The sequence below is a fragment of the Stappia sp. ES.058 genome, from assembly GCF_900105595.1.
In the GTDB taxonomy this organism is placed as follows: Bacteria; Pseudomonadota; Alphaproteobacteria; order Rhizobiales; family Stappiaceae; genus Stappia.
In genome coordinates, this window is the sequence record NZ_LT629784.1 from 2,992,927 (window position 1) to 3,016,515 (window position 23,589).

The 23,589-nt window shown below is 65.4% G+C and carries 17 protein-coding genes; 8 read left to right on the forward strand and 9 right to left on the reverse strand.

Features of this window, described 5'->3' with window-relative positions:
* Positions 1 to 253: 253 nt before the first annotated feature.
* The 3 genes from BLU32_RS13960 to BLU32_RS13975 form a co-directional block, all read right to left on the reverse strand.
* Positions 254 to 529, reverse strand: coding sequence for a DUF1153 domain-containing protein (locus BLU32_RS13960; protein ID WP_093807900.1), 276 nt, complete (start codon positions 527 to 529; stop codon positions 254 to 256).
* Between the two features lie 393 nt (positions 530 to 922).
* Positions 923 to 1,597: a flagellar hook assembly protein FlgD gene (locus BLU32_RS13970; RefSeq protein WP_093807904.1), complete on the reverse strand. Its 675-nt coding sequence runs from the start codon at positions 1,595 to 1,597 to the stop codon at positions 923 to 925.
* Between the two features lie 42 nt (positions 1,598 to 1,639).
* Positions 1,640 to 4,129, reverse strand: coding sequence for a flagellar hook-length control protein FliK (locus tag BLU32_RS13975; RefSeq protein WP_093807906.1), 2,490 nt, complete (start codon positions 4,127 to 4,129; stop codon positions 1,640 to 1,642).
* Positions 4,130 to 4,549: 420 nt separating this feature from the next.
* On the opposite strand from BLU32_RS13975, the gene mnmA reads away from it, so the two are divergent.
* Positions 4,550 to 5,731 carry a tRNA 2-thiouridine(34) synthase MnmA gene (gene mnmA / locus BLU32_RS13980; RefSeq protein ID WP_093807908.1) on the forward strand — a complete coding sequence of 394 codons (1,182 nt, stop codon included), beginning with the start codon at positions 4,550 to 4,552 and terminating at the stop codon, positions 5,729 to 5,731.
* Entirely contained in the window at positions 5,731 to 6,429 is a 699-nt protein-coding gene (locus BLU32_RS13985; RefSeq protein ID WP_093807910.1) for a class I SAM-dependent methyltransferase, read from the forward strand. The genes mnmA and BLU32_RS13985 overlap by 1 nt, the downstream gene beginning before the upstream one ends.
* Here BLU32_RS13985 and BLU32_RS13990 read toward each other — a convergent pair.
* Positions 6,410 to 7,330 (reverse strand): DMT family transporter, encoded by a 921-nt coding sequence (locus BLU32_RS13990; RefSeq protein ID WP_157727680.1) that lies wholly within the window; start codon positions 7,328 to 7,330, stop codon positions 6,410 to 6,412. The two genes, BLU32_RS13985 and BLU32_RS13990, sit on opposite strands and share 20 nt — an antisense overlap.
* Positions 7,331 to 7,502: 172 nt before the next feature.
* Here BLU32_RS13990 and BLU32_RS13995 point away from each other — a divergent pair, with 172 nt between their 5' ends.
* On the forward strand, positions 7,503 to 8,438 hold the full coding sequence (locus BLU32_RS13995; RefSeq protein WP_093807914.1) for a LysR substrate-binding domain-containing protein: 936 nt from the start codon (positions 7,503 to 7,505) through the stop codon (positions 8,436 to 8,438).
* Positions 8,439 to 8,535: 97 nt separating this feature from the next.
* On the opposite strand, the gene BLU32_RS14000 is transcribed toward BLU32_RS13995, so the two are convergent.
* Positions 8,536 to 10,704: an esterase-like activity of phytase family protein gene (locus BLU32_RS14000; protein ID WP_093807915.1), complete on the reverse strand. Its 2,169-nt coding sequence runs from the start codon at positions 10,702 to 10,704 to the stop codon at positions 8,536 to 8,538.
* A gap of 242 nt (positions 10,705 to 10,946) precedes the next feature.
* Between BLU32_RS14000 and BLU32_RS14005 the strand changes: the two genes are divergently transcribed.
* Both BLU32_RS14005 and BLU32_RS14010 read left to right on the forward strand, forming a co-directional pair.
* Positions 10,947 to 11,648, forward strand: coding sequence for a pirin family protein (locus BLU32_RS14005; protein ID WP_093807917.1), 702 nt, complete (start codon positions 10,947 to 10,949; stop codon positions 11,646 to 11,648).
* Between the two features lie 89 nt (positions 11,649 to 11,737).
* A complete protein-coding gene (locus BLU32_RS14010) occupies positions 11,738 to 12,040 on the forward strand; it encodes a GNAT family N-acetyltransferase (protein ID WP_093807919.1) in 303 nt (100 codons plus the stop codon).
* A 290-nt stretch (positions 12,041 to 12,330) separates the two neighbouring features.
* On the opposite strand, the gene BLU32_RS14015 is transcribed toward BLU32_RS14010, so the two are convergent.
* On the reverse strand, positions 12,331 to 13,506 hold the full coding sequence (locus BLU32_RS14015) for a pentapeptide repeat-containing protein (protein ID WP_157727681.1): 1,176 nt from the start codon (positions 13,504 to 13,506) through the stop codon (positions 12,331 to 12,333).
* A gap of 172 nt (positions 13,507 to 13,678) precedes the next feature.
* On the opposite strand from BLU32_RS14015, the gene fabI reads away from it, so the two are divergent.
* The 3 genes from fabI (at position 13,679) to yghX (ending at position 17,905) form a co-directional block, all read left to right on the forward strand.
* Positions 13,679 to 14,443, forward strand: a complete 765-nt coding sequence (fabI, locus tag BLU32_RS14020; RefSeq protein WP_093811056.1) for an enoyl-ACP reductase FabI — start codon at positions 13,679 to 13,681, stop codon at positions 14,441 to 14,443.
* Between the two features lie 17 nt (positions 14,444 to 14,460).
* Complete coding sequence (locus BLU32_RS14025) at positions 14,461 to 16,812, forward strand: DUF3141 domain-containing protein (protein ID WP_093807923.1); 2,352 nt, start codon at positions 14,461 to 14,463, stop codon at positions 16,810 to 16,812.
* Between the two features lie 172 nt (positions 16,813 to 16,984).
* The gene (gene yghX / locus BLU32_RS14030; RefSeq protein ID WP_093807925.1) at positions 16,985 to 17,905 is read left to right on the forward strand and encodes a YghX family hydrolase; all 921 of its coding nucleotides are present in this window, start codon (positions 16,985 to 16,987) and stop codon (positions 17,903 to 17,905) included.
* A 45-nt stretch (positions 17,906 to 17,950) separates the two neighbouring features.
* Here yghX and BLU32_RS14035 read toward each other — a convergent pair whose 3' ends face one another.
* The 3 genes from BLU32_RS14035 to BLU32_RS14045 are packed head-to-tail and all read right to left on the reverse strand — an operon-like array spanning position 17,951 to position 23,586.
* Positions 17,951 to 21,646 carry a hypothetical protein gene (locus BLU32_RS14035; RefSeq protein ID WP_157727682.1) on the reverse strand — a complete coding sequence of 1,232 codons (3,696 nt, stop codon included), beginning with the start codon at positions 21,644 to 21,646 and terminating at the stop codon, positions 17,951 to 17,953.
* Positions 21,615 to 22,565: a hypothetical protein gene (locus BLU32_RS14040; protein WP_093807929.1), complete on the reverse strand. Its 951-nt coding sequence runs from the start codon at positions 22,563 to 22,565 to the stop codon at positions 21,615 to 21,617. Before BLU32_RS14040 ends, BLU32_RS14035 begins: the two co-directional genes overlap by 32 nt.
* Positions 22,558 to 23,586 carry a hypothetical protein gene (locus BLU32_RS14045; RefSeq protein WP_093807931.1) on the reverse strand — a complete coding sequence of 343 codons (1,029 nt, stop codon included), beginning with the start codon at positions 23,584 to 23,586 and terminating at the stop codon, positions 22,558 to 22,560. Before BLU32_RS14045 ends, BLU32_RS14040 begins: the two co-directional genes overlap by 8 nt.
* Between the last annotated feature and the right edge of the window lie 3 nt (positions 23,587 to 23,589).

A 23,589-nucleotide genomic window follows, 5' to 3' on the forward strand; every position in this document is an offset into this window, starting at 1 on the left:
AGATGGCGGAATTCCGCGCTTTATCCTTGGCGAAATGCGAAAGAGACCCGGCAAGATCCGCCGGTCGATTTAACGAATTTGAAAAAGGCAAACGAGTCACCGCCCGTCCCGCGTCCGCCCATGGACCAAACGACGCAACGGCAACCGGACAGACACGAATTCCGGGCCGGGGCCGGGCCCACGACAAAAGGGCCGGCGAAACGCCGGCCCTTTTGTCGTGGGAAGCCGAAGGGGCGTGTGCCGCCCGTTCGCTTCAATTCCGGTAGTGTTGCACGCGCGTCGCCCGCAGGCCGGCAAGTCCGTGCCGGTCAATGGAACTCTGCCAGGAGAGGAATTCCTCAACCGTCAGCGTATAGCGTTTGCACGCCTCGTCCAGCGACAACAACCCGCCTCGAACGGCGGCGACGACTTCCGCCTTGCGGCGGATGACCCATCGACGCGTTGTCACCGGCGGAAGGTCGGCGATCGTAAGCGGCGACCCGTCTGGGCCGATAACATATTTGACTCGTACACTTGCTCGTTCGGTCATTGTACTCTCACACTCAACATGACCACGTTGACTATGACAGTAGCTATACGGCTTTAAAATTTGACTAAGGCTCAAGCAACAATTCGGTAAGAATTAGAACGACTCAGCCCGCCTCAACGGAAGCGCGATACAAGGCAAACCTTGAGGAAATAGGCGTTTTGGACGTCTCGCAAAATGAGAAGCCGGAAGGCCCTTGGAAAAAAAGGCAAAAGAAGTTTGCCGGAAGGCACGGGGTTTTGTCTTTCGCTCACGCCCAATTTGCCCCTCGCGGCGGCGAAAATGTCGTGCCACGGCCCCGCGGGCGGAAGATGGCAACGCAAAAGCAGACGGCCCGCGCCATTGATGATGGCGTGGGCCGGGTCGGTGCGGGACATTGCGGTAAGAGGCTGACGATCAGCTGCGGTTCACGGAAATGACCGCATTGGCGGGGATGCGCGCGCCGCCGACCGTCAGCACCGCGCCGCCCTCCGAAAACTCGATGCCATCGACCGTGCCGGACACCTCGGTCGGCACCCGGACGCTCGGCGCGCCATTGGCATCGTAACGCCCGATCGCGATCGAGTATTGGCCGTCCGGCGCTTGCGATCCGGCGGACGTGCGCCCGTCCCATTCGAAGGTGTCACGCCCCTGCGCCAGGGTCGTGTCGCCGGTATAGACCACCGCGCCGAGGCTGTTGCGCACCTCGACCCGGGCCTTTCCGCCCTCGCCCGCGTCATAGGTCCAGGATGCCTCGCCATTGCTGAGCTCAGTCGAGGCGCCCGATGCCACGACATTGGTGCCGAGGTAGCTCACATAGCTCGAAGCGGTCGAGGAGGCGATCACCTGAAGCATGTTGCCCAGCTGGTCGTTGGTCTTGATCTGCTGTTCCACAGACGAATACTGAACGAGCTGTTCGGTGTATTTCGACGAATCTGTCGGATCGAGCGGATCCTGGTTCTGGATCTGCGTCGTCAGCATCGACAGGAACAGCTCATAGTTGCTGTTCAGGGCGGACTTCGCCGAAGATGTGGAATTCGACGCCGCCGCAGCCGCGCTTATCTGATCGCTAAGTCCGGTGATTCCGGTCATCCGTCTCTCTCCTGATCCGTTCTGCCGTTGTCGGCCGTGCGGTCAAATCTGAATGTCTAGCGCGCCGCTGGCGCCTGTCACCTGAACGCGCGAGACCGTCACCGGCCCCTCGGCATCCATCTCGCCACCGTCTGCGTCGCCGCCAGGGCCGTCAGCGTGACCCTCGTCCTGCCCGTCCTGACGCTGAAAGCCGCCAAAGCCGCCCTGATCCTTGAGGCTGAGCTGCACCGAGCCGTTTTCGAGTTTCAGCCCGGCCGCATCGAGCGCGCGCTCCAGGCTGCGCTGGTCGCGCAGGAACATGTCGAGCGTCTCGCTGCGTTCCACCGCGAGATGCGCCCGCACGCTGCCGTCCTTGCCGATCTTGAGGTCCACGTCGATTCGGCCCATTTCGGGCGGATCCATGCGGATCTGGAAGCGTGTCGACCCCTTGGACGCGAACCGGGCGATTTCGGCCGCAAGATGGACGGTCGCAGCGGCGGCCTGCTGGGGAAGCGGAGCTGTCGCCGCGGCCCGTGCGGTTGCCGCCGCCTGCTGGGCCGTGTCGCCCCGCAGACCGGGCTCGCCGAAGCCGTCGAAGTCCAACCCGGCATCGCCGGCCTTCGCCTGGCCGTCGGTGATGGCGGCAGCGAAGGCGAGCGCGGCCGCGCTCACGCCGGCGCGCAGGGTCGCGGTCTGGGCAGGTTGTGCGACGGCCGGCGTGGGTGCCGGCGGCTTGTGGTCGGAGGCTGTGTCTTCGGTCGACGCCCCGTCAGCCGCCAGGGCTTTCGCGAGCGTGGATGTGGCCTCCCCATTCGGGGCGTCGCCGGTGCCGATCGCGACCGGCTGTCCGAGATCGCGGGCCGGAGCGTTTATCGCCATCTGGGTCGTGGCGCGAAGCGTGGCCGGATCGCGTCCGCTGCGCGGCGCCTGATCCTGCGCGGCCGCCTTGCCGTCGCTTTCGCCCGTCCCGGCCGATCCCTCAGGCTGCGCGGCCTGATCGATTACCGGTGTGGCGGCACCCGACGTCGCCCCGCTCGTGGCGGATGGCTTGACGAGCGACATGTGCGGCGCGGCGACCGTGCTGGCCTCCTGCCTGGCGACGATCCCGGAGGCATCCGGCTGCGGCGCGCTCTTCGCTGCCGCCGGTGCCACCGCGGCCTCCTGTGAAGCCGGTGCGTCCGCCGGCGGAGACGAGGCGCTCTCGGCGCCGGTCGGAGCGCCGGTCGGGGTCATGGCCGGGACTTGCGCTGTTGCTTGACCCGGTGGCTGCGCCGACGCCCGCACAAGTGCCGGTATCGGCGCTTGTGCGGCGGATCGCGGCTGCGCCGGGCCCGTCACCTGCTCGCCCGTCGGCACGCCAGAAAGGCCAGCGGCCTCATCGGCGACGGACGACGGAGACGACAGGGTCGCGGACCCGGCAGACGCCGGGGCGGCGGAAGCAATCGTCTGCTCCGGAACACCGGAGGCCGGACCGTTCTGAGGCGCCGGCACGGCCACACCCGTGGTGCCTGTCGCTGCAACGGTCTGTGGCGTGGCGGTCTGCGGCGTGGCGGACGAAGGCTCCGCCGAAGGTGCGTGCTGGCCCGCGCCAAGCTGCGACGTCGCGCCGGTCGTCGGAGCGGGGCCTGCCGTGATGGCGGCATCCGTCACCGTGGCGGACCGCATGGCGCTGACTGGATTTCCGGCCGCAAGGGCGGCCCCGATCGCCGGCGCCCCGACGCTTGCCGGTTTCACGCCCGCAAGCGATGCCACGGACCCGGGCTCAAGCCCGGGAGGCGATCCCGCCTTGCCCTGCGCAGGTGCGCCCGATCCGGGCGTGCCGTCTTCGATCCCGCCAGCCGCGGCGGCTGGCACCTCTCCGGGCATGTTGTTCGATTTTCCACCCGCGCCGGCGGCACGTGCAGCCAGACCATTCGCGGAGGCGGCCTGCCCCGTCGCCAGGGTTTCCTCAGTGGAGGCGTCACCCGGCATCACACCCGCCACAAGAGAGGGAGCCGGACGGACGGGCGCAGACATCGACGCGGGAGCCGCAGTCTCCACGGTGAGGGTCGCGACGGCGTCCGGCGTCGCTGCCGTTTCTGTTTCGGTGACGGCATCGACGGTCTGGGCCGGAGCGCCCGCCGCGCCTGCAACCGGAACCGCCGGGACATTGCCAGCGGACGCGGCCGGGTTCGTCGGCAGCACAGATCCGGTCCCCTGTCCGGCATTTCCGAACATGGCGAGCGCGGCTCCGGAGATAGCGAAGGGCGTTCCTGCCATTTGAGCCGAGGTCCCGCCGGCAATGAGGGGTCCCGTGCCCGTCGCAGTCCCCGTCACGCTCACCGGCGCCGTTGCGCCACCGGCAAGGATGGCGCTGGCCTGCGCGCCGGACGCAGCACTCTTGGCCGCAGACAGCGCACGAGCCGAGACGTCGCCACTCACGGAGCCGAGTTGCTTGGCAAACATCGACGGCACGGCGGGCGCACCCGCGGCCGCCTTTGACTTGGCACCCTGGCCCGACAAAGCCGCGCTGGCGGGCGTTGCGGGCGTGGAAATGGAATTGGCGAGTGTCACGCATCTCTCCACTGGCAGCCGCGTCGTCCGCCGTTACGGACTCCGCACGCAATCATCTGCCAAACCTGTCAGCAAATGCCGGGCCAACTCCGCGAAATTGGCGTTTTCGGCGGAAACGGGAGGATTTCCTCCTTGCCTGAACAACACAATGGCCTCACATACCCGGAAAGCTTTGCCGCACCGGGAAAGGATTGCCGGGTGTGGAGCGCATTCGGGACCGTCCATCCGGCGGCGCTTGGCGTTGGCCAGCCGACTCCGTTATAGTCCCGGCAACGCAAGGTGCGGCGCATCGGCCGGCGCCCAGCCAGTGTCCCGGGAACGCTCGACATGCGTCGATCGACCGGGCAACCACAATTCATCGGGCGGCATGCGCCGGGCGGGATCGCCGGGCGTGCCGGCTCACACCGCAAGGCAAGAACAATGCTCAACAGTCTCGATCTGCCGAAGAGACCGCAAGACACAAGGGTCGTCGTCGCCATGTCCGGCGGCGTTGATTCCTCCGTCGTGGCCGGGCTGATGCAGCGTGAGGGATACGACGTCGTCGGCGTGACGCTCCAGCTCTACGATCACGGCGAAGCCGTGCACCGGACAGGGGCCTGCTGCGCAGGCCAGGATATCCAGGACGCGCGCCGGGTCGCCGAACGTCTCGGCATTCCCCATTACGTGCTCGACTATGAAGACCGGTTCCGCGAGGCGGTGATCGAACGGTTTGCCGAAAGCTACATCGCCGGCGAAACCCCGATCCCCTGCGTGGCCTGCAACCAGACCGTCAAGTTTTCCGACCTCCTGGAGACGGCAAAGACACTCGGCGCCGACGTGCTTGCAACAGGTCACTACGTGCGCACCGGCATGGTCGGCAATCACCGGGCGCTGCACCGCCCGGTCGATCTCGATCGGGACCAGAGCTATTTCCTCTTCGCCACGACCCAGGACCAGCTCGACTTCCTGCGCTTTCCCCTGGGCGGCATGACCAAGACGGAAACGCGCGAGCTCGCCCGCGAGTTCGGATTGTCCGTTGCCGAGAAGCAAGACAGCCAGGACATCTGCTTCGTGCCGCAGGGCAAATACGCCGATGTGATCGAGCGGCTCAAGCCCGACGCCGCCGAGCCCGGCGACATCGTCCATCTCGACGGACGCGTGCTCGGACGCCATCAGGGTATCATCCATTTCACCATCGGCCAGCGCCGGGGCATCGGCGTGGCGACCGGAGAGCCGCTCTATGTCGTCCGGCTCGATGCCGCGCAAAAGCAGGTGATCGTCGGTCCGCGCGAAGCGCTGGGGACCCGCGAAATCGTGCTGCGCGACGTCAACTGGATCGGCCCCGGCCTTCTGGAGAACATCCCCGCAAAGGGCCTTGAGTTGCACGCAAAGGTGCGCTCCACGCGTCCGCCGAGACCGGCGATCCTCAGGCTGCGCGACGGGGTCCCCGTGGTCGAGCTTCTGGACGGGGAAACCGGCGTCGCGCCGGGCCAGGCCTGCGTCTTCTTCGATGACGATGGCGACGGGGCACGGGTGCTCGGCGGCGGATGGATCGAACGCACAGTTCCCGGTCATGCGACCGGCAACTCTTCAAGAACAACACAAGCAACGGCGACGGCATAATGGTCGAAGATTTTATTCGTGCTTCGCGGCTGGGACGATGGCTGGACCGGGTCTTCTCATCCTCATCGAGCGGCGCAGGCACGCAAAGCGATGTCGAGAGCGCCTATGCACGTTGGGCCCCGGTCTACGACTGGGTGTTCACCGCACCTTTGGTATTTGGCCAGCGTGCCGCGGCACGCGCCGCCAACCGCCTGTCCGGCGACCTTCTGGAGGTCGGGGTCGGAACCGGGCTTTCGCTCCCGCTTTACAACCGCGACCTGACCGTCACCGGCATCGACCTGTCGGAGCCGATGCTGGAGCGCGCAAGCGAGCGGGTTGCGCGCAAGCATCTGGGCAATGTCGCCGAACTGCGCGCCATGGACGCCGCCGACCTCGACTATCCGGACACCCGTTTCGATGTGGCGACGGTGATGTATGTCATGACCGTCGTTCCCGATCCCAAGACCGTGCTGGCGGAGCTTGAGCGTGTCGTGCGCCCGGGCGGCACGGTCATCGTCGTGAACCACTTCGCATCGCCCTCCGGCCTCTTTTCCTGGATCGAGCGCGGACTGGCGCGCTTCGCCGGGAAACTCGGCTGGGACCCGCTGTTTCGGCGCGAGACCATCCTCGACAACACAAACATGCTGCTGACGCATGAAGAGCGCACCGGGCCTTTCGGACTGTTCACGATGATGGTGTTCAAACGCGGCGGCGAGTGAACCCCCGCCCCGAGGCCGCAAGGCCGGCCCCGCCAAACAGGATCAAGACGCCGCCAAGGCAGGTGGCGGTCGTCGGCACTTCCGCAAAGAGCGCCCAGCCGAAGAGGGCGCCGAACACGATCCAGGTGTAGCGGACCGGCCCGATCAGGGCCGCGTCGGACAGCCGGAACGCCTGGATGTTGCAGATCTGCGCGACAATCGCGACCGGCCCCAGCAAAACGAATGCGCCGATCAGGCCGGCGGGAACCGATTGCCATTGCCAAAGGGCCGGACCGGCAAACAGCAGCATGCCGAACAGGTTCACATAGAGCAGAACGACGATCGCGCGTTCCGATCGGGCAAGCGTCTTGATCAGGATGCTCTCCACGGCAATGAGCACCGCGCCGCCAAGCGCCACGACCGCGGCACCGGCGGTTTCCGGGGCAAGGCGAAAGCCGGCGCCATCGCCCGCGACGACGATCATCGCTCCGGCAAGACACACGAGTGCTGCGCCCCACTGCCGCAAGGTGAAGCCTTCCTTGAGCAGAAACACTCCGAGAAGAACGGTAAAGAACCCGTCCAGCAAGCCGATGGCCGTGGCGTCGGCGACGGGCATGTTGGTCGCGGCATAGATCGCCGCCATGCCGCCTCCCCCGCCGGCCGTCGCACGGATCGCATGGACCGGGAGCTGGGACGTGGAAAGGCTGTTGAGGCGCACCCGACGCAGAACCGCCCAGGCGACCACGCAGACGAACCCGCCGACGTAGCGCAGCCAGATGATCTGGGCGGCGGAGGCGACACCACCGCTCCACTTGCCGGACACGAAGATCAGCGCAAACAGCGCAACCGCCACGCTCGCCCAGGCAACGCCTTTTGCGTTGTCGAACTGGCCCGCCACCGGCGTCGTGTCCCTGGCGAACATGCACCTTCCTCCGATTGGATATTTGCGAATGGGACTGAACACGGCCTGATAGCATGTCGCCCGCGAACGCATGCGAACCACCGAACCACCGAACCATCGGGGTTATTCTGCAGCCCGGCATTCAAATCCAATAAAGATTGACCGGCACCCAATACAGATCTGATATAGGAGCATGAGAATAACGACCGCACAGCTCGATGCCTTTTCCGCCGTTCTCGACCTTGGTACGGCAACGGCGGCCGCCAGCGTTCTCAACACCTCCCAGCCATCGATCACCCGCGCCATAAAGCAGTTGGAGGACGCCACGGGTCTCGTGCTCTTCAACCGCACCAGGGGCCGGCTCGTACCGACCCCGGACGCGCGCGACCTGGCTGTTGCGGTGAGAGAAAACCATCAGGGGATGCTGCGGATCCAGGAGGCCGCGAAAGGCATCCGGCGGCGGCGCGTCGGCCATCTTCGCATTGCCTGCCTGCCGGCCTTCGCGCAAGGCTTCATCGCGCGCGCGCTCCTGGACTTCCTTGCCGGTCACCCGCACGTCAGCGTCTTCGTCCGTCCGCTTGCCTCGGCAGACATCCGGGACGCCGTCTCGAAAGGACTGATCGACATCGCAATCGCGGCCTATGATGTCGAGGCGCCGGGCGTTCACGGCACCCGCTTCACCGAGTGCGCAGAGGTTGCCGCCCTGCCGCCGGGCCACCCGCTTGCGACCCGATCCGGCCTGACCCCCGTCGATCTCGCGGCGCACCGGGTCATACGCCTTGCCGCCAGCGACCCTTATCGCACCCGGCTCGACACGCTCCTGGTCGGTGCGTCGGTCGATCCGGCCGCCCTGAACGGACCCGTGATCGAGGTCGAGACGAGTGCCGGCGCCTGCGCGCTTGCCACCGAAGGCGTGGGAATTGCCGTGGTCAATCCGCTGACGGCCCTGGATTTTGTTCCGACGGGCCTCGTGTTGCGCCGCCTGACCCAAACGCTTCCCTTCGTCACCACCCTGCTTCGGCCGTCCCAGACCGGCAAGGCGCCGCTGGCCGATGCCTTCGCGAACGTGCTCGCGGCACGCCGCGACATCGATCTGGCGAGGGCAGCGCGTCTTTGCGACGACGACTGAAGTCCGCGAACGACGCCGGCCCGGCGCTGTCACGCCGGGCCGGTCGGGATCGGGTCGCTCCGGACGATGGCCCGGGGTGCGCCGTAGTCAGGCGCCGTTACATCTTGCCGATGGAGAAGAACAGCGTCTCGCCATTGCTGTCGTCGACACCGTCGTTGTCGGTAACCGCATAGCCGACACCGTCGGCATCGATGGCGAAGCCCTCGATCTTGTCGACGACATAGCCGCCCGTCGACGTCAGGTCGGGGATGAAGTCATGCACCTCTTCCTTGGCAACCAGCGGAAGGTCGCCGCCGAGCGCTGCGGCCTGAAGATCGGCCTGCGCCACCCGGTAGAGCTTCTTGATCTTCGCGGCTGCGCCGATCTGGTTGTCGCGCTCCACAATATAGACGTGATCGCCATGCGCGGTGATCTCGGAAAGACCGACCCAGCCGGTCTCGGCCGGTTCGGTCGGATAGCGCACCGCGCCCCATTCCTTGGTCTTCGTGTTGTAGGCGACAAGCTTCACGGTGTTTTTCGGATCGTCGCCCCAGGACCGCTGGATCGCAACCCAGAGCGTGTCGCCGATCATCGTGATGCCTTCGGCGCCGAAGCGCTTCTCGACCGCCAGCAGTTCGGCCGGGAACGGCACTTGCGTCTGAATCTCGCCCTTGGCGTTCACGTGGTAGAGCCCGTGCGGGATCATCCGGTCGGTGCGGCCCTCGGAGGCAAGCCAGAAACCGCCCTCGCCGTCGGCCGCGATCCCCTCAAGGTCGAGAAGCTGCGCCGGCTGGCCGCCCCGGGTCACGCGGATCGCGTCGGTGATCGTTGCCGGGGTCGAGGTGGCGTCGATTGCGAAGATCGTCGGCTGCATGGCGTAGAAGCTGTCGTTGACCGCATAGAGCATACCGGGCCGGGCCGGATCCGCCGCAAGTCCGGACAGCGCGCCGAAGCCGATGGGCCGGCCGGCATCGTCCATGCGCGAGACGATCATCGGATAGGCCGGGGTGCCCTCACCATAGCTGTAGAGCGTGACATGCGAGCGCACGCCACCGTCCTCGATGAGGTCGGCCTCGTTCGAGACGGCAAACAGGTTGCGTTCCGGAATGGCGACGGCCCCTTCCGGCGCAAGCGCGGTCGGCAGCAGCTGCGAGAACTCGGGCGCGCCGCCGGTGTCCTTGTAGACGCCAATGACAGACCCGCGCTCCGACAGCAGGAAGATGTAATTGGTGTCGCCGAAGGTCTTCACCTCCATGCCTTCCGGTTCCGCGCCCTTGTTGCCCGAGCGACGTTCCGGATAGTGACCGGCGAGCGCGACGCGATACTCGAAGTCGAGACCGGAATCGTAAAGCACCTCGCCCGACTTGGAAAAGATCGTGAAGCCGCGCGATCCGCCTTTGTAATCGCCTTCGTTGGCGGTCACCAGACGGTCGGTGTCGAGCCACTGGACGGCATCGGGTTCGCGGGGAACACCGGTGAGCGTGCCGTCGAAGGTCAGGGCACGTTCCTCGTCGACGTCGACATTTTCAAGATCGACGGCTCGCATCGGGAAATGGCTGAGAACCGTGCCATCCCTGCCGTTGATGACGGCGATGTGGTTGTTTTCCTGAAGCGTGAGCGCGATTTCGTCATTGGCGTTGAAATCGACGAACTCGGGCTCGGGATCGCTGCCGGCGACCTCGGCGAGACCGGTGAGATCGACCGTGATCCTGCTGTCGCAATCCGGCACGCCGTCGGCAAGGGTGAAGATCACCAGATTGCCCGCCGGCATCTGCGGAATGACGCCGTCGTTCAGGTCCTCATCGCGCTCGTTCTCGATGGCGACCGCAACCAGGCCGCCCGACGGCGACACGGCGACCGAATCCGGCTGCCCGCCAACGTCGCATGTGGTTTCGATCGTCTTGGACGCGATGTCGATCACCGCCAGATTGCCCGACGGAGCGACAAAGCTTTCCGACGTATTGACCCCGGCGAGCACCTTGCCGCCCGCAACGACGACCGCGGTCGGCTCGCCGTCGAGCATCACAACGCCGGCCGGCTGCGGATTGACGGGATCGGCGATGTCGATCATTCCGACGGCCCCGAGCGGGCTGTCGGAATAGACCAGCATTTGCCCGTCGTCCGTCGCGGAAATGATCTCCGCCGAGGTCTCGGTCGTCTGCGCCACATCCGCCGGGAGATTGGTGTTCACCGGAAACGAGGCGATGCGGTTGAACACAGGTTCGGCGGAGACCGCCGTCGATGCGAGAAGCGCGGCGCACAAAGCGCCAATGCCGGAAATCTTCATGAAGAACCTCTCCTTCGGAAACAATGATCCGTCTTGTTAGGAGCAGCGTGTGACAGGGCGATAACAGCTCGCCCGCCTCCCGCGTCGGACGGGCCACAGGCGCATTGTCTCCAGATCATGAACAATGCGCCACCTGCGGCGGGTGTTGTTGAGCGGCCTGCCGGATCCCATCTCGGGTCCAGACATGAAAACAGACGGCCCGCCAACCGGGCGCGCCGTCGCCACCTGAAAGGACCCAAGCGATGCAAATCCATCGTCCGTCAGAGGAGCGGGGCCGCGCCGATTTCGGCTGGCTGGACAGCCGCCACAGCTTTTCCTTCGGTCAGTATCATGACGAAAACCACATGGGCTTCGGCGCCTTGCGCGTAATCAACGAGGACCGTGTGGCCCCCGGCGCCGGCTTCGGCACGCATCCCCACCGCGACATGGAAATCCTCACCTATGTCGTGGAGGGCGCGCTGGAACACAAGGATTCCATTGGAACCGGTTCGGTGATCCGGCCCGGCGACCTGCAGCGCATGAGCGCCGGCACCGGCATCCGGCACAGCGAATACAATCACGCCAGGGACGCGCCGGTGCATTTCCTGCAGATCTGGATCCTGCCCGAACGCAACGGGCTGGAGCCGGGATACGAGCAAAAGTCCTTCCCGCCGGAGATCCGCGACGGACGGCTCGTGCTGCTCGGATCGCGCGATGGCCGCGACGGCTCCGTCACCATCCATCAGGATGTGGCGCTTTATGGCGCGCTGCTGAAACCGGAGGCGAGCGTGTCGCACGTCCTCGCCGAGGGCCGCAAGGCATGGCTCCAGCTCGTGCGCGGCACCGTCAGCGTCAACGGCCAGACGCTCGCCGCCGGAGACGGCCTCGGCATCGAGACGCTGGGACCACTCGCCATCGAGGCGCAAGAGAACGCGGAATTTCTGCTGTTCGATCTCGCCGCGTAGCCCAATATGGCGGATCGGGAGACGTGCCCGGTCCGCCCTTTCCCGAAACCCCAGCCGCAGGCGCGGCGCCCTGCAGGAGATGCCCGCGAATGACCGACCAACCCATTGCAATCGAACTGATACGCGAGGGTGCCAAGGGACGCTACGTCGCAACGCTCGAGGGCAACGCCGAGCCGGCGGAACTCACCTTCTCGATAGCCAGCGAGACGCTGGTGATCGCCGATCACACCGGCGTGCCCGACAGCCTGCGCGGCACCGGCGTCGGTCTGGCGCTGGTCGAACGGCTGGTGGCCGATGCCCGCGCCGGCGGGTTTTTGATCCTGCCGCTTTGCCCCTTCGTCAACGCCCAGCGCCGCAAGCATCCCGAATGGGCCGATGCCTTCAAGACATGAGACATGACGGGCGATCCCCGACGGCGCACCTGCGGAGAAACGCCCGTGCCCGGTTTCCCGTTGGATCTGGCATTTTCCTAACGGGTCGCGGCACCTCGTTCCAATCACCGTCCGTCATCCCGGACGCAGCAAAGCGAAGATCCGGGGTCCATTGGCGCCCTCGGCAGGCGTGGACCGCAACACGGTTCGAAGCGCCCCGCCTCCCGATACCCCGGAGTGCGCGGAAACGTGGATTGGCCCCCGGCTCGGGGGCCGGGGTGACGGCGGAGGGTGGGGCCTGCGAAAGCGGGTCAGTCGCCCTCTTCGCGCTCGGCCGGATCGCGCAACTCGATGGCGGCTTCGATCTCAGGCGGCATGTTAAGCGGCCGACGGTCGGCCCAGGCCCAGATGCCGGTGAGGTCGGTTTCTTCATCGAGCGCGATATCCGCAAGGTCCGCATTTGACAGATTGGCACTCCAAAGAATCGCGCCAGAAAGATCACACCCTGAAAGATACGCATCGGCTAACTTGGAGCCTAAGAAGCGCGCGCCGGACAGATCAGCGTCATCAATGATCGTATCAGTAAGGTTAGCATGCGTAAGAATCGTATCGGACAGTTTGGCCTCTCTTAAGTTCGCGCCACGCAGGTTCGCGAATACCAACTCCGTACCGGTCAGGTCGGCGTGATCAAGACACGCGTTGGACAGATTGGCATGCCAAAGCTCCGCGCCAGATAGGTTAGCGCCAACAAGGCCCGCGCCGAACAGATTCGCGCATAAGATGTTTGCGCCTGACAGATTGGCGTCCGCAAGATTAGGGCACCAAACCGCTGCCTCTTCCAAGTCCGTTGCGGTCGAGATGGAAACACGCAACTCAATCGTAGCGGTCAATGCTTCACAGATATCCGGACCGAGGTCCTCATAAGTCGGGCGTTTGGCGTCCGTCTTGTCCGCATCACCCTCCGGTAAAACGAGTTTCCGCTCCTTCGACTTTTCCCGGACAAAGGCAAGCAGCAGCGACTGAACCAGAATATAGCTTTCCTCCGGATCGCTCATCGCCAGTTCGCGCAAGCCGAAAATGCCGGCGATGCGCACGGAGAGCTCCTTGCTTTCCAGCATCTGCGCGCCCTTCTGGTAGCGGTCGATGTTGAGACCGCGTTCCGCGACACGCTGTTGCCTGTTGGATATCTCCTTGTTATCGTTGGCGATATCGGCCTGCCGGGAGGCCGTGGTCGTGCGTTGCCACGCCAGATAGAGGGCAGGAATTGCAATCACAAGAAGCCCGAGATTGCGCAAAACGGCGGAGCGGTCGTCGCTTCCCCAGTATTCCAGCGTCCAGATGTTCGCGCCGGAGAGCACGAGGGCTGCGAGCGCGACACCGGCCGCGCCCAGAAACACGCCCCAGACCAGCGCTTCCGGCATCCTGAAGCCGGCGGTCTCGGACGCAGGAGAAGACGGGCGCTCGCCCGGCGGGATGTTTTCGGCCATCGATGCGCAATCCAGACGACTTGAACGAACGATGGCATGAGACCAGAGCTTGCAACCCCCGGCAAGGACCGGCCCGGTCAAGACCTCGGTCGCGGACATTCACGGTTGCGACATGATTGCCTTTTATGCTGCACTGCACCATCACGCAGATCGCAGACACGAGGCCGTTTCCATGTTCTCCCTCAAAGGCAAACGCGCCCTTGTCGTCGGCATCGCCAACGAGCAGTCCATCGCCTGGGGCTGTGCGCAGGCGTTCCGCCGACAGGGGGCCGATCTGGCCGTCACCTATCTGAATGCAAAAGCGGAACCGCATGTGCGCCCGCTTGCAGAGCAGCTTGGCGCGGAGATCGTCGCTCCGCTCGACGTGACCGAAGACAATGAGATGGACGCGGTGTTCGAACAGATCGAGAGCCGCTGGGGCAAGCTCGACATCCTGCTTCACGCCGTCGCCTATTGCCCCAAGGACGACCTGCACGGCCGGGTGATCGACTGCTCGCGCGACGGCTTCGCCACCGCGATGGACATCTCGGTGCATTCCTATCTGCGCATGATCCGCCGGGCCGAGCCCTTGATGCCGGAGGGCGGGACCTGCATGACGGTGTCGTTCTACGGCTCGGAGAAGGTCGTCGAGCATTACAACATCATGGGACCGGTCAAGGCGGCGCTGGAATCCGTCACCCGCTATGCCGCCGCCGAACTCGGTCCCAAACGCATCTCCGTTCACGCGCTCTCGCCCGGCCCCTTGTCCACACGCGCGGCCAGCGGCATCGAGCATTTCGACGAACTGATGGCGGCCAATGCGGCTCGCACGCCCAGCCGCCACCTGGCCAGCATCGAGGATATCGGCGCCTATGCCGCCTTCCTCGCCTCCCGCGAGGCGACGAATGTCACGGGCGGCATCCACCCCATCGACGGCGGTTATCACATCGTCGGCTGACGCATCGAGGTTTCGACATGCAACACCGCCTTTTCGACCAACGCCTGCAAGACGCCGAGCAGTGGAACGAAGCGGCGACACGCCAGCACCATCTGTGCCAGGTCGCCTTCGAACGCCATGCCCGCCGTATCCACAAGACCTCCGAGCAAAGCGGCGCGGCGGCCGAAGCCGCCTGGAAAGGCGTCTTCGCCAGCCTCGCCCAGCTTGGCACGCCGGATGCCCTTGTGCAGGCAAGCGCGGACTATGCGACCGATGCCAGCCAGCGCGCGCTCCTCACCCTCGACACATTGCGCAAGCGCGGCGACATCTTCATTTCCCATGAAGCCGCCGGCGCGCCACCGGTGCTGATCTACGATTACGAAACGGTCCTCGACGGGGCCGATCTTCCCCGCCCCAGCAACTACATGCTGTTGAAGATAACGCCCCCGGCCGGCGTCGAGGTGTTCGACTGGAAACGCCCCTATGTGATCATCGATCCGCGCGCCGGCCATGGTCCGGGGATCGGCGGTTTCAAGCCGGACAGTCAGGTCGGCGTGGCGCTCAAGGACGGTCACCCGGTCTATTTCGTGGCGTTCCGGCCGATGCCCGAACCCGGGCAGACGCTCGCCGATGTGACGGACGCGGAGGCCGAATTCCTGCGCGAGGTGCACCGCCGCCATGCCGAGGCGCCCCGCCCTGTCGTCGTCGGCAACTGCCAGGGCGGCTGGGCCACCGCCATTCTTGCAGCCACCAACCCGGATCTCACCGGCCCGATCGTGCTGAACGGCGCGCCCATGGCCTATTGGTCGGGGCGGCTCGGGCAGGACCCGATGCGCTACAGCGGCGGGTTGCTGGGCGGCGTGCTGCCGGCGCTCGTCTCCTCCGATCTCGGCCACGGGGTCTTCGATGGCGCGGATCTGGTGATGAACTTCGAGACGCTCAATCCCGGGCGCACCTGGTTCCGCAAGTATTACGACCTTTTCGCCACCATCGACGACGGCGACACGCGCTTCCTGGAATTCGAGAAATGGTGGGGCGGCTTCTACCTGATGAACGAGGCGGAGATCCGCTGGATCGTGGAAAACCTCTTCGTCGGCAACAAGCTGTCGCGCAACGAGGCCCGGCTGGAAACCGGCCGGCCGGTCGATCCCAAGGCCATCCGCGCGCCGATCATCGTCTTCGCCTCCCACGGCGACAACATCACCCCGCCGCAACAGGCGCTGAACTGGATCGTCGACACCTATTCCGACGAACGCGAGATCGAGATCCGCGGCCAGCGCATCGTCTACATGGTGCACGAGCAGGTCGGCCATTTGGGGATTTTCGTGTCCTCCTCCGTCGCCCGGCGCGAACACACGCAGATGGCCTCGACGTTGAAGACCATCGAGGCGCTGCCGCCTGGTCTCTACGAGATGACGATCGAGGACATCATCGGCGAGGGCCATGAAAAGCGCTTCACGGTCTCCTTCCACAAGCGCCGGTTCTCCGACATTGAAAGCGTCGGCGGCGACGACCGCGACGAGGAATTCGCCTTCGCGGCGGTCGCACGACTGTCGGAAAACATCGCCGAGGCCTACGAGACGACCGTCCGCCCCCTCGTGCAGGCCGCCGTCAGCGAGCAGTCCGCGCAAGTGACCCGCGCGCTTCATCCCTTGCGCCTGCAGCGACGCCTGCTCGCCTCCGCCAATCCGCTGATGGCGGGAACGCGCTCCATGGCTGACCAGACGCGGGCCATCCGCCGCCCCGCCGATCCGGACAATCCGTTTCTGACGCTGGAACGGCTGTGGGCCGATACGGTGGAAGAAGGCTGGAACCTGGTGCGCGACATGCGCGCGATGGCAACGGAGATGACCTTCCTGACGCTCTATGCCAGCCCGATGGCGGCCTGGTTCGGCGCGGGCCATGCAAAAAAGCGCGCGCACAAACCGCAAACCGAGCTGCGCAACCTGCGCGAAGTGCTCGCCGCCCTGGATCACACGGAAACCGGCGGCTACGCCGAGGCCGTGGTGCGCATGCTGGTCCTGATGGCCGACAGCCGCGGCACCGTGCGCAACGACCGCCTGCAGCGCTCCGCCGAAGTGCTGTCGACCCATGCGCCCTTCGATGCGATGGACCCGGCCGCGCGGGCGCGGTTGATCCACGAGCAGACGCTGATCGCCCATTTCGAGCCGGAACGCGGCCTGCTCGCCCTGCCCCACCTGCTGACAACGCCTGGCGAACATGCCAAGGCCCTTGAAACGGTGGAATACATCGTCGGAGCAGCGGACGAGATGGAACCGGGCACCCGGGCGCTGCTCGCGCGCATGCACGACATCCTGAAGACAGCCGGCGACGACATGAAGCCGGCCGCGGCCGGAACGGGAAAGAAAAAACCGGCCCGGACGAGATGAACGCCCGCATGCGCGGTCGCCGGCTATCGACAAGGTCGACCGGGATATTGCGCGCCCGGAAGTGCAAGGCGGCTGGCCGTCTGGAAATCTCTTCCCATGTTCCTTCTGACAAGTCGGCCGGGCAAAGAACCCGGCCACCTGGCAGACACCTTTCAGGAGAAGGCAGGAACCAATGGACGATCTCGGCACGTTTTCCAACGACTCGCGACAGCGCAAGACCGCCAGGGACTTTCCCCAGGAATTGCTCGAACTCTATGATTTCTACGCGCACGGCATCATCGACCGGCGCACATTCTTGAACCGCGCCGCCAAATTCGCGGTCGGCGGCATCACGGCGACGGCGCTGCTCAGCCAGCTGTCGCCGAACTATGCGCTGGCCGAACAGGTCGCGCCCGACGACAGCTCCATCGAGGCGAGCCGCATCACCTATCCCTCGCCCAACGGCCATGGCGAGGTGAACGGCTATCTGGTGCGCCCCGCCGGCGTGACGGGCAAGCTGCCGGCGGTGCTCGTGATCCACGAGAACCGTGGCCTCAACCCCTACATCGAGGATGTCGCGCGGCGCATGGCCAAGGCCGGTTTCATGGCGCTCGCCCCTGACGGCCTGACCTCGGTCGGCGGCTACCCCGGCTCCGACGACAAGGGCCGCGAGTTGCAGCGCACCGTCGACGGCACCAAGCTGATGAACGACTTCTTCGCGGGCTTCGAATATCTGCTGGCGCGCGAGGACGGCACCGGCAAGGTCGGGGCCGTCGGCTTCTGCTATGGTGGCGGCGTGGTCAATGCGATCGCGGTCGCCTATCCGGAACTGGCTGCCGGCGTGCCCTTCTATGGCCGTCAGCCGGCGTCGGAGGACGTGGCGGCGATCGAGGCGCCGCTGCTGTTGCAATACGCCGGGCTCGACGAGCGCATCAACGCGGGATGGCCCGACTTCGAGGCAGCCCTCAAGGCGGCCGACAAGACCTATACCGCGCACATCTATCCGGATGTGAACCACGGCTTTCACAACGACACGACGCCGCGCTACGACGAAGAGGCGGCAAGACTTGCGGAAGAACGCACCATCGCCTTCTTCAGGGAACACCTGGGCTGACAACACGGATCGCGCGGCCGGATGGACAGCCGGCCGCGCGTCTTGTCAGGCTTGGACAAAGAGGCTTTCATCCATGTTTCCAACCTCGACCAGTTCGGCGATGGCAATGCCGGCCGATCCGATATAGCCGACGGTTTGCAACGCTCCGCCAATCAGGGCGGGGATGAAATAGGTCGCCTCCTGGACATCCGGGATAAACAAGACCCGTCCGATCTGCCCGGGGATGATGTTCGTCAGGGCGCGCGACAGTCCGAGCTTGGCGAGCGTGTCCTTGTTCTTGGTGTCGTTGTAGTTCCACGCCACCATGATCATGTTCGCCACTCCCCATAGGGTGATCGTCAGCTCACCGGTATAGACGCGCGGACGCCCACCGGGAACGGCGGCAAGAACGAACAGGCCGCGCGTCGGGCCGCAAATGAGCTGGGTGATCCAGATCGTCCCGGCAAACCCGGGATCCCCCGCCGGACAGCTCGGCCCCGGCGACCCGGGCCGGATCAGCCAGGGCATGGTGCAGAAGGTCGAAACGTACCGCAACAACACCGCGCCCAGTCCGGCAAGCGCCTTGCCCTTCGGTTTCCACTTGCCGACGAAGTCCTTGACGTTCGTCGGCAGTTTCGTTGGCGCGTCTGTCTTGACCACGGCTGTTGCGCTCAGGAACCCGGTGAGATTGTCGGTGAAGAGCCGCACGCCCATTGCCCCGGCATAAAAGCCGAGCGCGACCTGCGCGACAACCTTTTCCTGACTTGAATCGAACGCAACGGCCTTTTCCGTCTGGATGCCGAACTTCGACTTCAGCCAGTCGACGGTGATGTAATTCTTGTAGGCGTCGAGCGCGGCCTGGTCCGGAAAGGGCGCCGTGTCGGTCGCCAGCTTGTAGATCAGCGTGGAGGGGATCGCGATCAGGTAGGACGCGATCTGGCTGACACGGATCGACAACGTCTTGCCGGTGAAGAACTTGTAAAGCTGCGAGACGACCGGGATTTCCCATTCCGCGAACAAGACGTCGCGGAAGGCCTCCACCACGTCCTTGATGATGTCCATCAAGACGGCGATGACCCCCTTGGCCGCATCGAGCGCGAAGAGCGCGACCGCTTCCATCACCTTGATGATGCCGCTCATCAGGAGATTGAGCACCTCGTTCGGATTGTCGCCGATCGCGGTGAAGTACTCGATCGCCTCGTCGAAAGCGGCCTTGCCGTCGCCGAACTGGAAGTTGTCGGCGAGATCTTCCAGCATCGTCACCAGACCGTCCAGCGTCGAGGAGAGCGCGGTCTGGGTCATCAGCGAGACGGAGGTGCTGCCCTTCTCGCTCGCGTTGCCGCCGTTCTCCTCATAGGCGTTGGCAAAGAGATTGTGCTCCAACTGGTAGGCCTGATCGTCCGACATTTCCGCTTGTGTGGAGAACTGGTCGTAGGTCGGATTGTCCGCCTTGTTGAGTTCGGCCACGAAACTGTCGACGGTGGCCTGAAGGCTGTTCTTCATCGTGTCGATGCCGCCGAGGATCATCTGCTTGACGTGCTCGACGCCGTCGACGGTAAAGTCGAGCAGGACATGGATGTTGTGTTCCACCGCCTCCGCCGTGCGCACGAAGTCGCCGATGTTGAACAGGAAGGCGAGCCATTCGAAAAGCTGCTTGAGCTTCACCTTCAGCCAGTTCCACACGCCCTGCACGAAGTCGAAGGCCTGCTGGGCGAACTCGATGATTGCCTCGAACACCTTGCCGGCGATCTCGAACAGCACCCGCCCGATGCCGTCGACGATCTCCACGACGATCTTGACCAGCCCGTCGACGACGAATTTCGCCGCATTCTTGATGCCGTTCCACACATCGCCCCAGTCGATGCCGAGAAAACCGGCGACCTCCGCGCCGTCGGCACTGCTCGCGCGCATCATCTCCAGGCGCGAGCTCTTCCAGTCCGCAACGTCCGCCATCGTCATCGCCTGGTACTGCGGAAACCCGGAAGAGAAATCGATCGCCCAGGTGGTGCCGTTCATCGCCGCGAGGTTGAGCTTGGGAGAAAAGCCGCGCGCCGCCCGGCCGCGTCCCACCGCGTGATAGGCGACCTTGTTCGCCTTGACCTCCTGCTGACCGGCGATCTGCATCGACGACTGGGTGATCTGCTGAAGGCTTTGCGCGTATTCGTCACTGGTGCGGTATTGCGCCGGCAACAGATAGGCGCCTGAGGCGTCCTTGGCGTTCTTGATGTCCTCGACCGACAGCGTCTCCAGCTTTTCCTGCAATTGCAGGTTCGGCTCGACCGCAAGCGGCGCGCCGGCAAGCGTCGACGGCGTCTCGACATAAAGCGTCGCGGCGGCGAGCGCATTGGCGCGTTGATGGACGACCACCTTGCCGTTCGGTCCCGTCTCGACCCCGACCCGGTTGAGCTGGCTGCACCGGTAGGACCGTCCGTCGACGAAGAGCGTCACCAGGAAGCTCGCCTGGATCGACACCTTGGCAAACGGCAACGGCATGCCGTCATTGTCGAGCACCACCAGTTCCAGCGCATGGGTCTCGACCGGCACCATCTCGTTGTCGCCGCGATAGAGCGTGACATGCTCGTCGAACCATTGCTGCGAGGTCGGAGACTGCCAGAAGCGCGTGAGCTCGCCGCCGGCGGACACCGTATAGGCCTCGGCATAGCCGGCGAGGTCGCGCCCCACGGTGAAGATCGAGGCCTTGGATCCCGCATCGCTGGGGATCTCGTTTCCAAGCGGAAACAGCGTGTTCCAGACCGGCTCGGACGAACGCCCGCTTCCCGGCACCTGACCGGAACGCCACAGCCGACCGTCGGTGCCGATGCCGAAGACCTGCAGCAGCCCGTCGAAGCAGATCGACGCATAGATCTGCGTCAGCGACACCGTCTGCCCCGCATCGACATGGATCCAGTCGTCGAACTGTTTCAGCGTCCCGGACTGGTACTTCCGCTCCTTCTTCAAAAGAAGCTTTCCGGTATCCTTCTCCACCGCGAAGATGTTGAGCCGGTTTTCCGCGTCGACGACGACGTAAAGCGCCGTTGCCTTCTTGTACCCAAGCGCCCTGAGCGGGGTCGCGCGGTTGGCCTGCTCGCAGTAAAGCACGTCATAGTCCTTGCCGATCGCGAAGATCGAGGACTGGACGACGCTGTTTTCCACCATGGCGATGGAGAGAACCTCCGCCTGGGTGCCGCCCGGCCCCATCAGCGGCGCCCAGACGGGGCCGTTCCAGGTGTTTTCGCCAGGCGTGAAGAAGTTGTTGGCAAGCAGACCGAAGCTCTCACCGGGCACGTCGAGCATGACATTCACATAGATGTTGCCGTTGGTTGCGCCGCGCACGGCCCGGAACTGCCGGATCGTCTCGGTCGCATCCTCGGGCCTGGTTTCCTGTTGGAAATAATTCTCCGTCTCCGGCTTGTAGGAGGCATAGCGAAGCTGGCCATTGCCGCCGAGCGACAGGATGTTGGGCGTGTCGCTGCTTTCGCTGACCGAGGAGTAGAGGAAGAGCTGACGCCCGGTGATCTTCAGGTTGGTGTCGTGATAGGGGGCAGCCGCATCCTCGCCGCGCCGCAACCGGTAGATCTCGTCGTTGGTGCCGATCGTGTAGAGATCAAGGTTTCCCGCGGCATTGGGATAGGTGCGGATGTCGGTGCCGCCGAGCGCGGGCTTCGACAGCTGGAAGGTCTCCATGTACTTCGTGCTCGCGCGCGCCGCCGGAAATTCTCCCGCGGACAGCTCAGCGCGTGCGGATCTGGGCATGAAAGTCATGGAAACCTCCTGAAATCGCTGATGAGGAAAGCGCGTTTGAAACCGTCTCGACGCTGGCCGCGTCGCGGCAGCGTCTGGCAAGCTGAAGCGTCGGCGAGCGCCACACCGGTCGCCCGTGCGCATTGCAGTAAAGCGGCCGGTCGTCGTCCGGCCAGGCTGCACCTGTGTCGGGCGCGATCCGCGCAAGCGCGGGCGCGAGCAGGCGAACGCCGGAACATGCGGCGCGCGAAAGCGCCTCGGTCAGTTCGGCCGGATGCGCGTAGAACGGCGCCAGCATCCGAAGCTGCGACAGCGACGGCGGACCATCCGGCAGGGCCGCCGCGACACCCGCGCAAAGTCGCGCGCCGAAACCGTCCGGCGCGCTCATGTCGACACCGGCGCGCGCCAGGCTTGCAAGCACGTTGAGATTGACGATCAGGTCGACGGGATTTGCCGGCGCCTCAGCATCGAGCCAGGTCCGGACCATCGGCGCGCGCACGAACGGGGGGTCGCCGCGCCGCGCCGCGCGCGCGCAGTGGCTTGCATAAAGCGCTGGCAAGGTGGTGGCGGCCTCTTGTGCGGACCGGCGTCCCCCGGCCACCAGCGCCATCCAGGCGAGCGCGGTGTCGTCGGCATCCGCCGGCAGACGAATGTCGAGCCGTGCCGTGCCTTCGGGCGGATAGAACAGAAAAGCTCCCGGCACTTCGGGGGCCGCGCAGGTCTCGATGAAATCGAGGGCGCGCCTTTGCGCTTCGCGCAGCGCCTCCCGGTTCCCGTTCGCCCCCGGTGAGGCGAGACGATCCGACAGGATCAGGGCCACCTGCGCCGTGACGAAACAGGTCTCATCCGTGATGGGCCCATCCGGTCCTTCGACGGTTGAGGGAAACGCACCGGAGAGGCACTGTCGCGCCAGCAGGTCGCAAAACCGCAAATCAGCCATGGCGCACCTCGCGTGCCGTCATGCCGGCGCCATTTTCACCGACAAGCGGCGGCGCCAGCGCGACCGTGGCAGTCGCATGCAGCGGCTGGCCATCCGCCAGCATGACGCCGACCAACCCGTGTTCGGGCACCCGGCCGGTGTCGTCCGGCAGGGTCAGCGCGTCGTAGGCGTCCATCGGCCAGCCGGCTTCGTTTCCGACACGCAACAGGGCGGCCCGCGCCCGTTCCGGGGGGCCAAGCAGCGCCGTTGCGTTGGAATACCAGGTGAAGACCCGCGCCCGGCCCTGCGCATCGAAGGCGCAGCTGAAGCCCATGTCGTAGGACGGGAGTTCGAAGCGCACCGTACGCTGCGTCAAGGTTGTGAGGAAGCCGACGACCTCTCCTCCGCGCTCGTCCAGGCCGAAGCGACGCATCAGCGTGTCGAGCTCGGCAGGAAACAGGCGACCGCAGCGATAGTAGAATTCCGTCCCGCCCGAGGCCGGGTCGAGACCGATCATGGTCAGGCGGATTTGTCGGCGCGGCAGGACCGCCGGCTGGCCGGCCATCTCTTCGTCGAGAGACTGCCAGGCACATCCCTCCGGCACATCGAGATAGAGCTTGTCGCGCAACTCCCCGCCGGCGACGCGAAGCCCGAGCCATGCGCCGTAGCGCCCCCCGAAATCGCGCTGCCAATCGCCCACACGCGCCGCAACCGCCGCCTGCGCGGCCGCAAGAGGCCGGGACAACGCCGCACGACACGATCGCGCCCGATCGGCGGGCGAGCCGTCCGGATCCGGATCGAGGCTGACCCGCAGTCCCGGTGTCGGCCACACCACCGCCGCCTCGAGCGGCGCGCCCGCCGGCGTCAGCCGGCTTGCACCTCCGCTGGCGGCGCGGGGCGCAAGCCGCGCCACCGCCTTGCCAAGCCACGCGGCATCGTTCGTCGACACCCGCGACAGGCTGTGCAGCGCGGAAAACCGGGCAGCGACACCGCCGCCGTCATTCGCCGCGCCGCCGCCATCCGTGGACAGGGCGCCGTGCACCGT

Coding starts and splice junctions, on each gene's coding strand:
- mnmA (WP_093807908.1), top strand. CDS start 4,550: ATGCTCAACAGTCTCGATCTGCCGAAGAGACCGCAAGACACAAGGGTC.
- BLU32_RS13985 (WP_093807910.1), top strand. CDS start 5,731: ATGGTCGAAGATTTTATTCGTGCTTCGCGGCTGGGACGATGGCTGGAC.
- BLU32_RS14000 (WP_093807915.1), bottom strand. CDS start 10,704: ATGAAGATTTCCGGCATTGGCGCTTTGTGCGCCGCGCTTCTCGCATCG.
- BLU32_RS14005 (WP_093807917.1), top strand. CDS start 10,947: ATGCAAATCCATCGTCCGTCAGAGGAGCGGGGCCGCGCCGATTTCGGC.
- BLU32_RS13970 (WP_093807904.1), bottom strand. CDS start 1,597: ATGACCGGAATCACCGGACTTAGCGATCAGATAAGCGCGGCTGCGGCG.
- fabI (WP_093811056.1), top strand. CDS start 13,679: ATGTTCTCCCTCAAAGGCAAACGCGCCCTTGTCGTCGGCATCGCCAAC.
- BLU32_RS13995 (WP_093807914.1), top strand. CDS start 7,503: ATGAGAATAACGACCGCACAGCTCGATGCCTTTTCCGCCGTTCTCGAC.
- BLU32_RS14025 (WP_093807923.1), top strand. CDS start 14,461: ATGCAACACCGCCTTTTCGACCAACGCCTGCAAGACGCCGAGCAGTGG.
- BLU32_RS13960 (WP_093807900.1), bottom strand. CDS start 529: ATGACCGAACGAGCAAGTGTACGAGTCAAATATGTTATCGGCCCAGAC.
- BLU32_RS13990 (WP_157727680.1), bottom strand. CDS start 7,330: ATGTTCGCCAGGGACACGACGCCGGTGGCGGGCCAGTTCGACAACGCA.
- BLU32_RS14040 (WP_093807929.1), bottom strand. CDS start 22,565: ATGGCTGATTTGCGGTTTTGCGACCTGCTGGCGCGACAGTGCCTCTCC.
- BLU32_RS14015 (WP_157727681.1), bottom strand. CDS start 13,506: ATGGCCGAAAACATCCCGCCGGGCGAGCGCCCGTCTTCTCCTGCGTCC.
- BLU32_RS14035 (WP_157727682.1), bottom strand. CDS start 21,646: ATGACTTTCATGCCCAGATCCGCACGCGCTGAGCTGTCCGCGGGAGAA.
- BLU32_RS14010 (WP_093807919.1), top strand. CDS start 11,738: ATGACCGACCAACCCATTGCAATCGAACTGATACGCGAGGGTGCCAAG.
- yghX (WP_093807925.1), top strand. CDS start 16,985: ATGGACGATCTCGGCACGTTTTCCAACGACTCGCGACAGCGCAAGACC.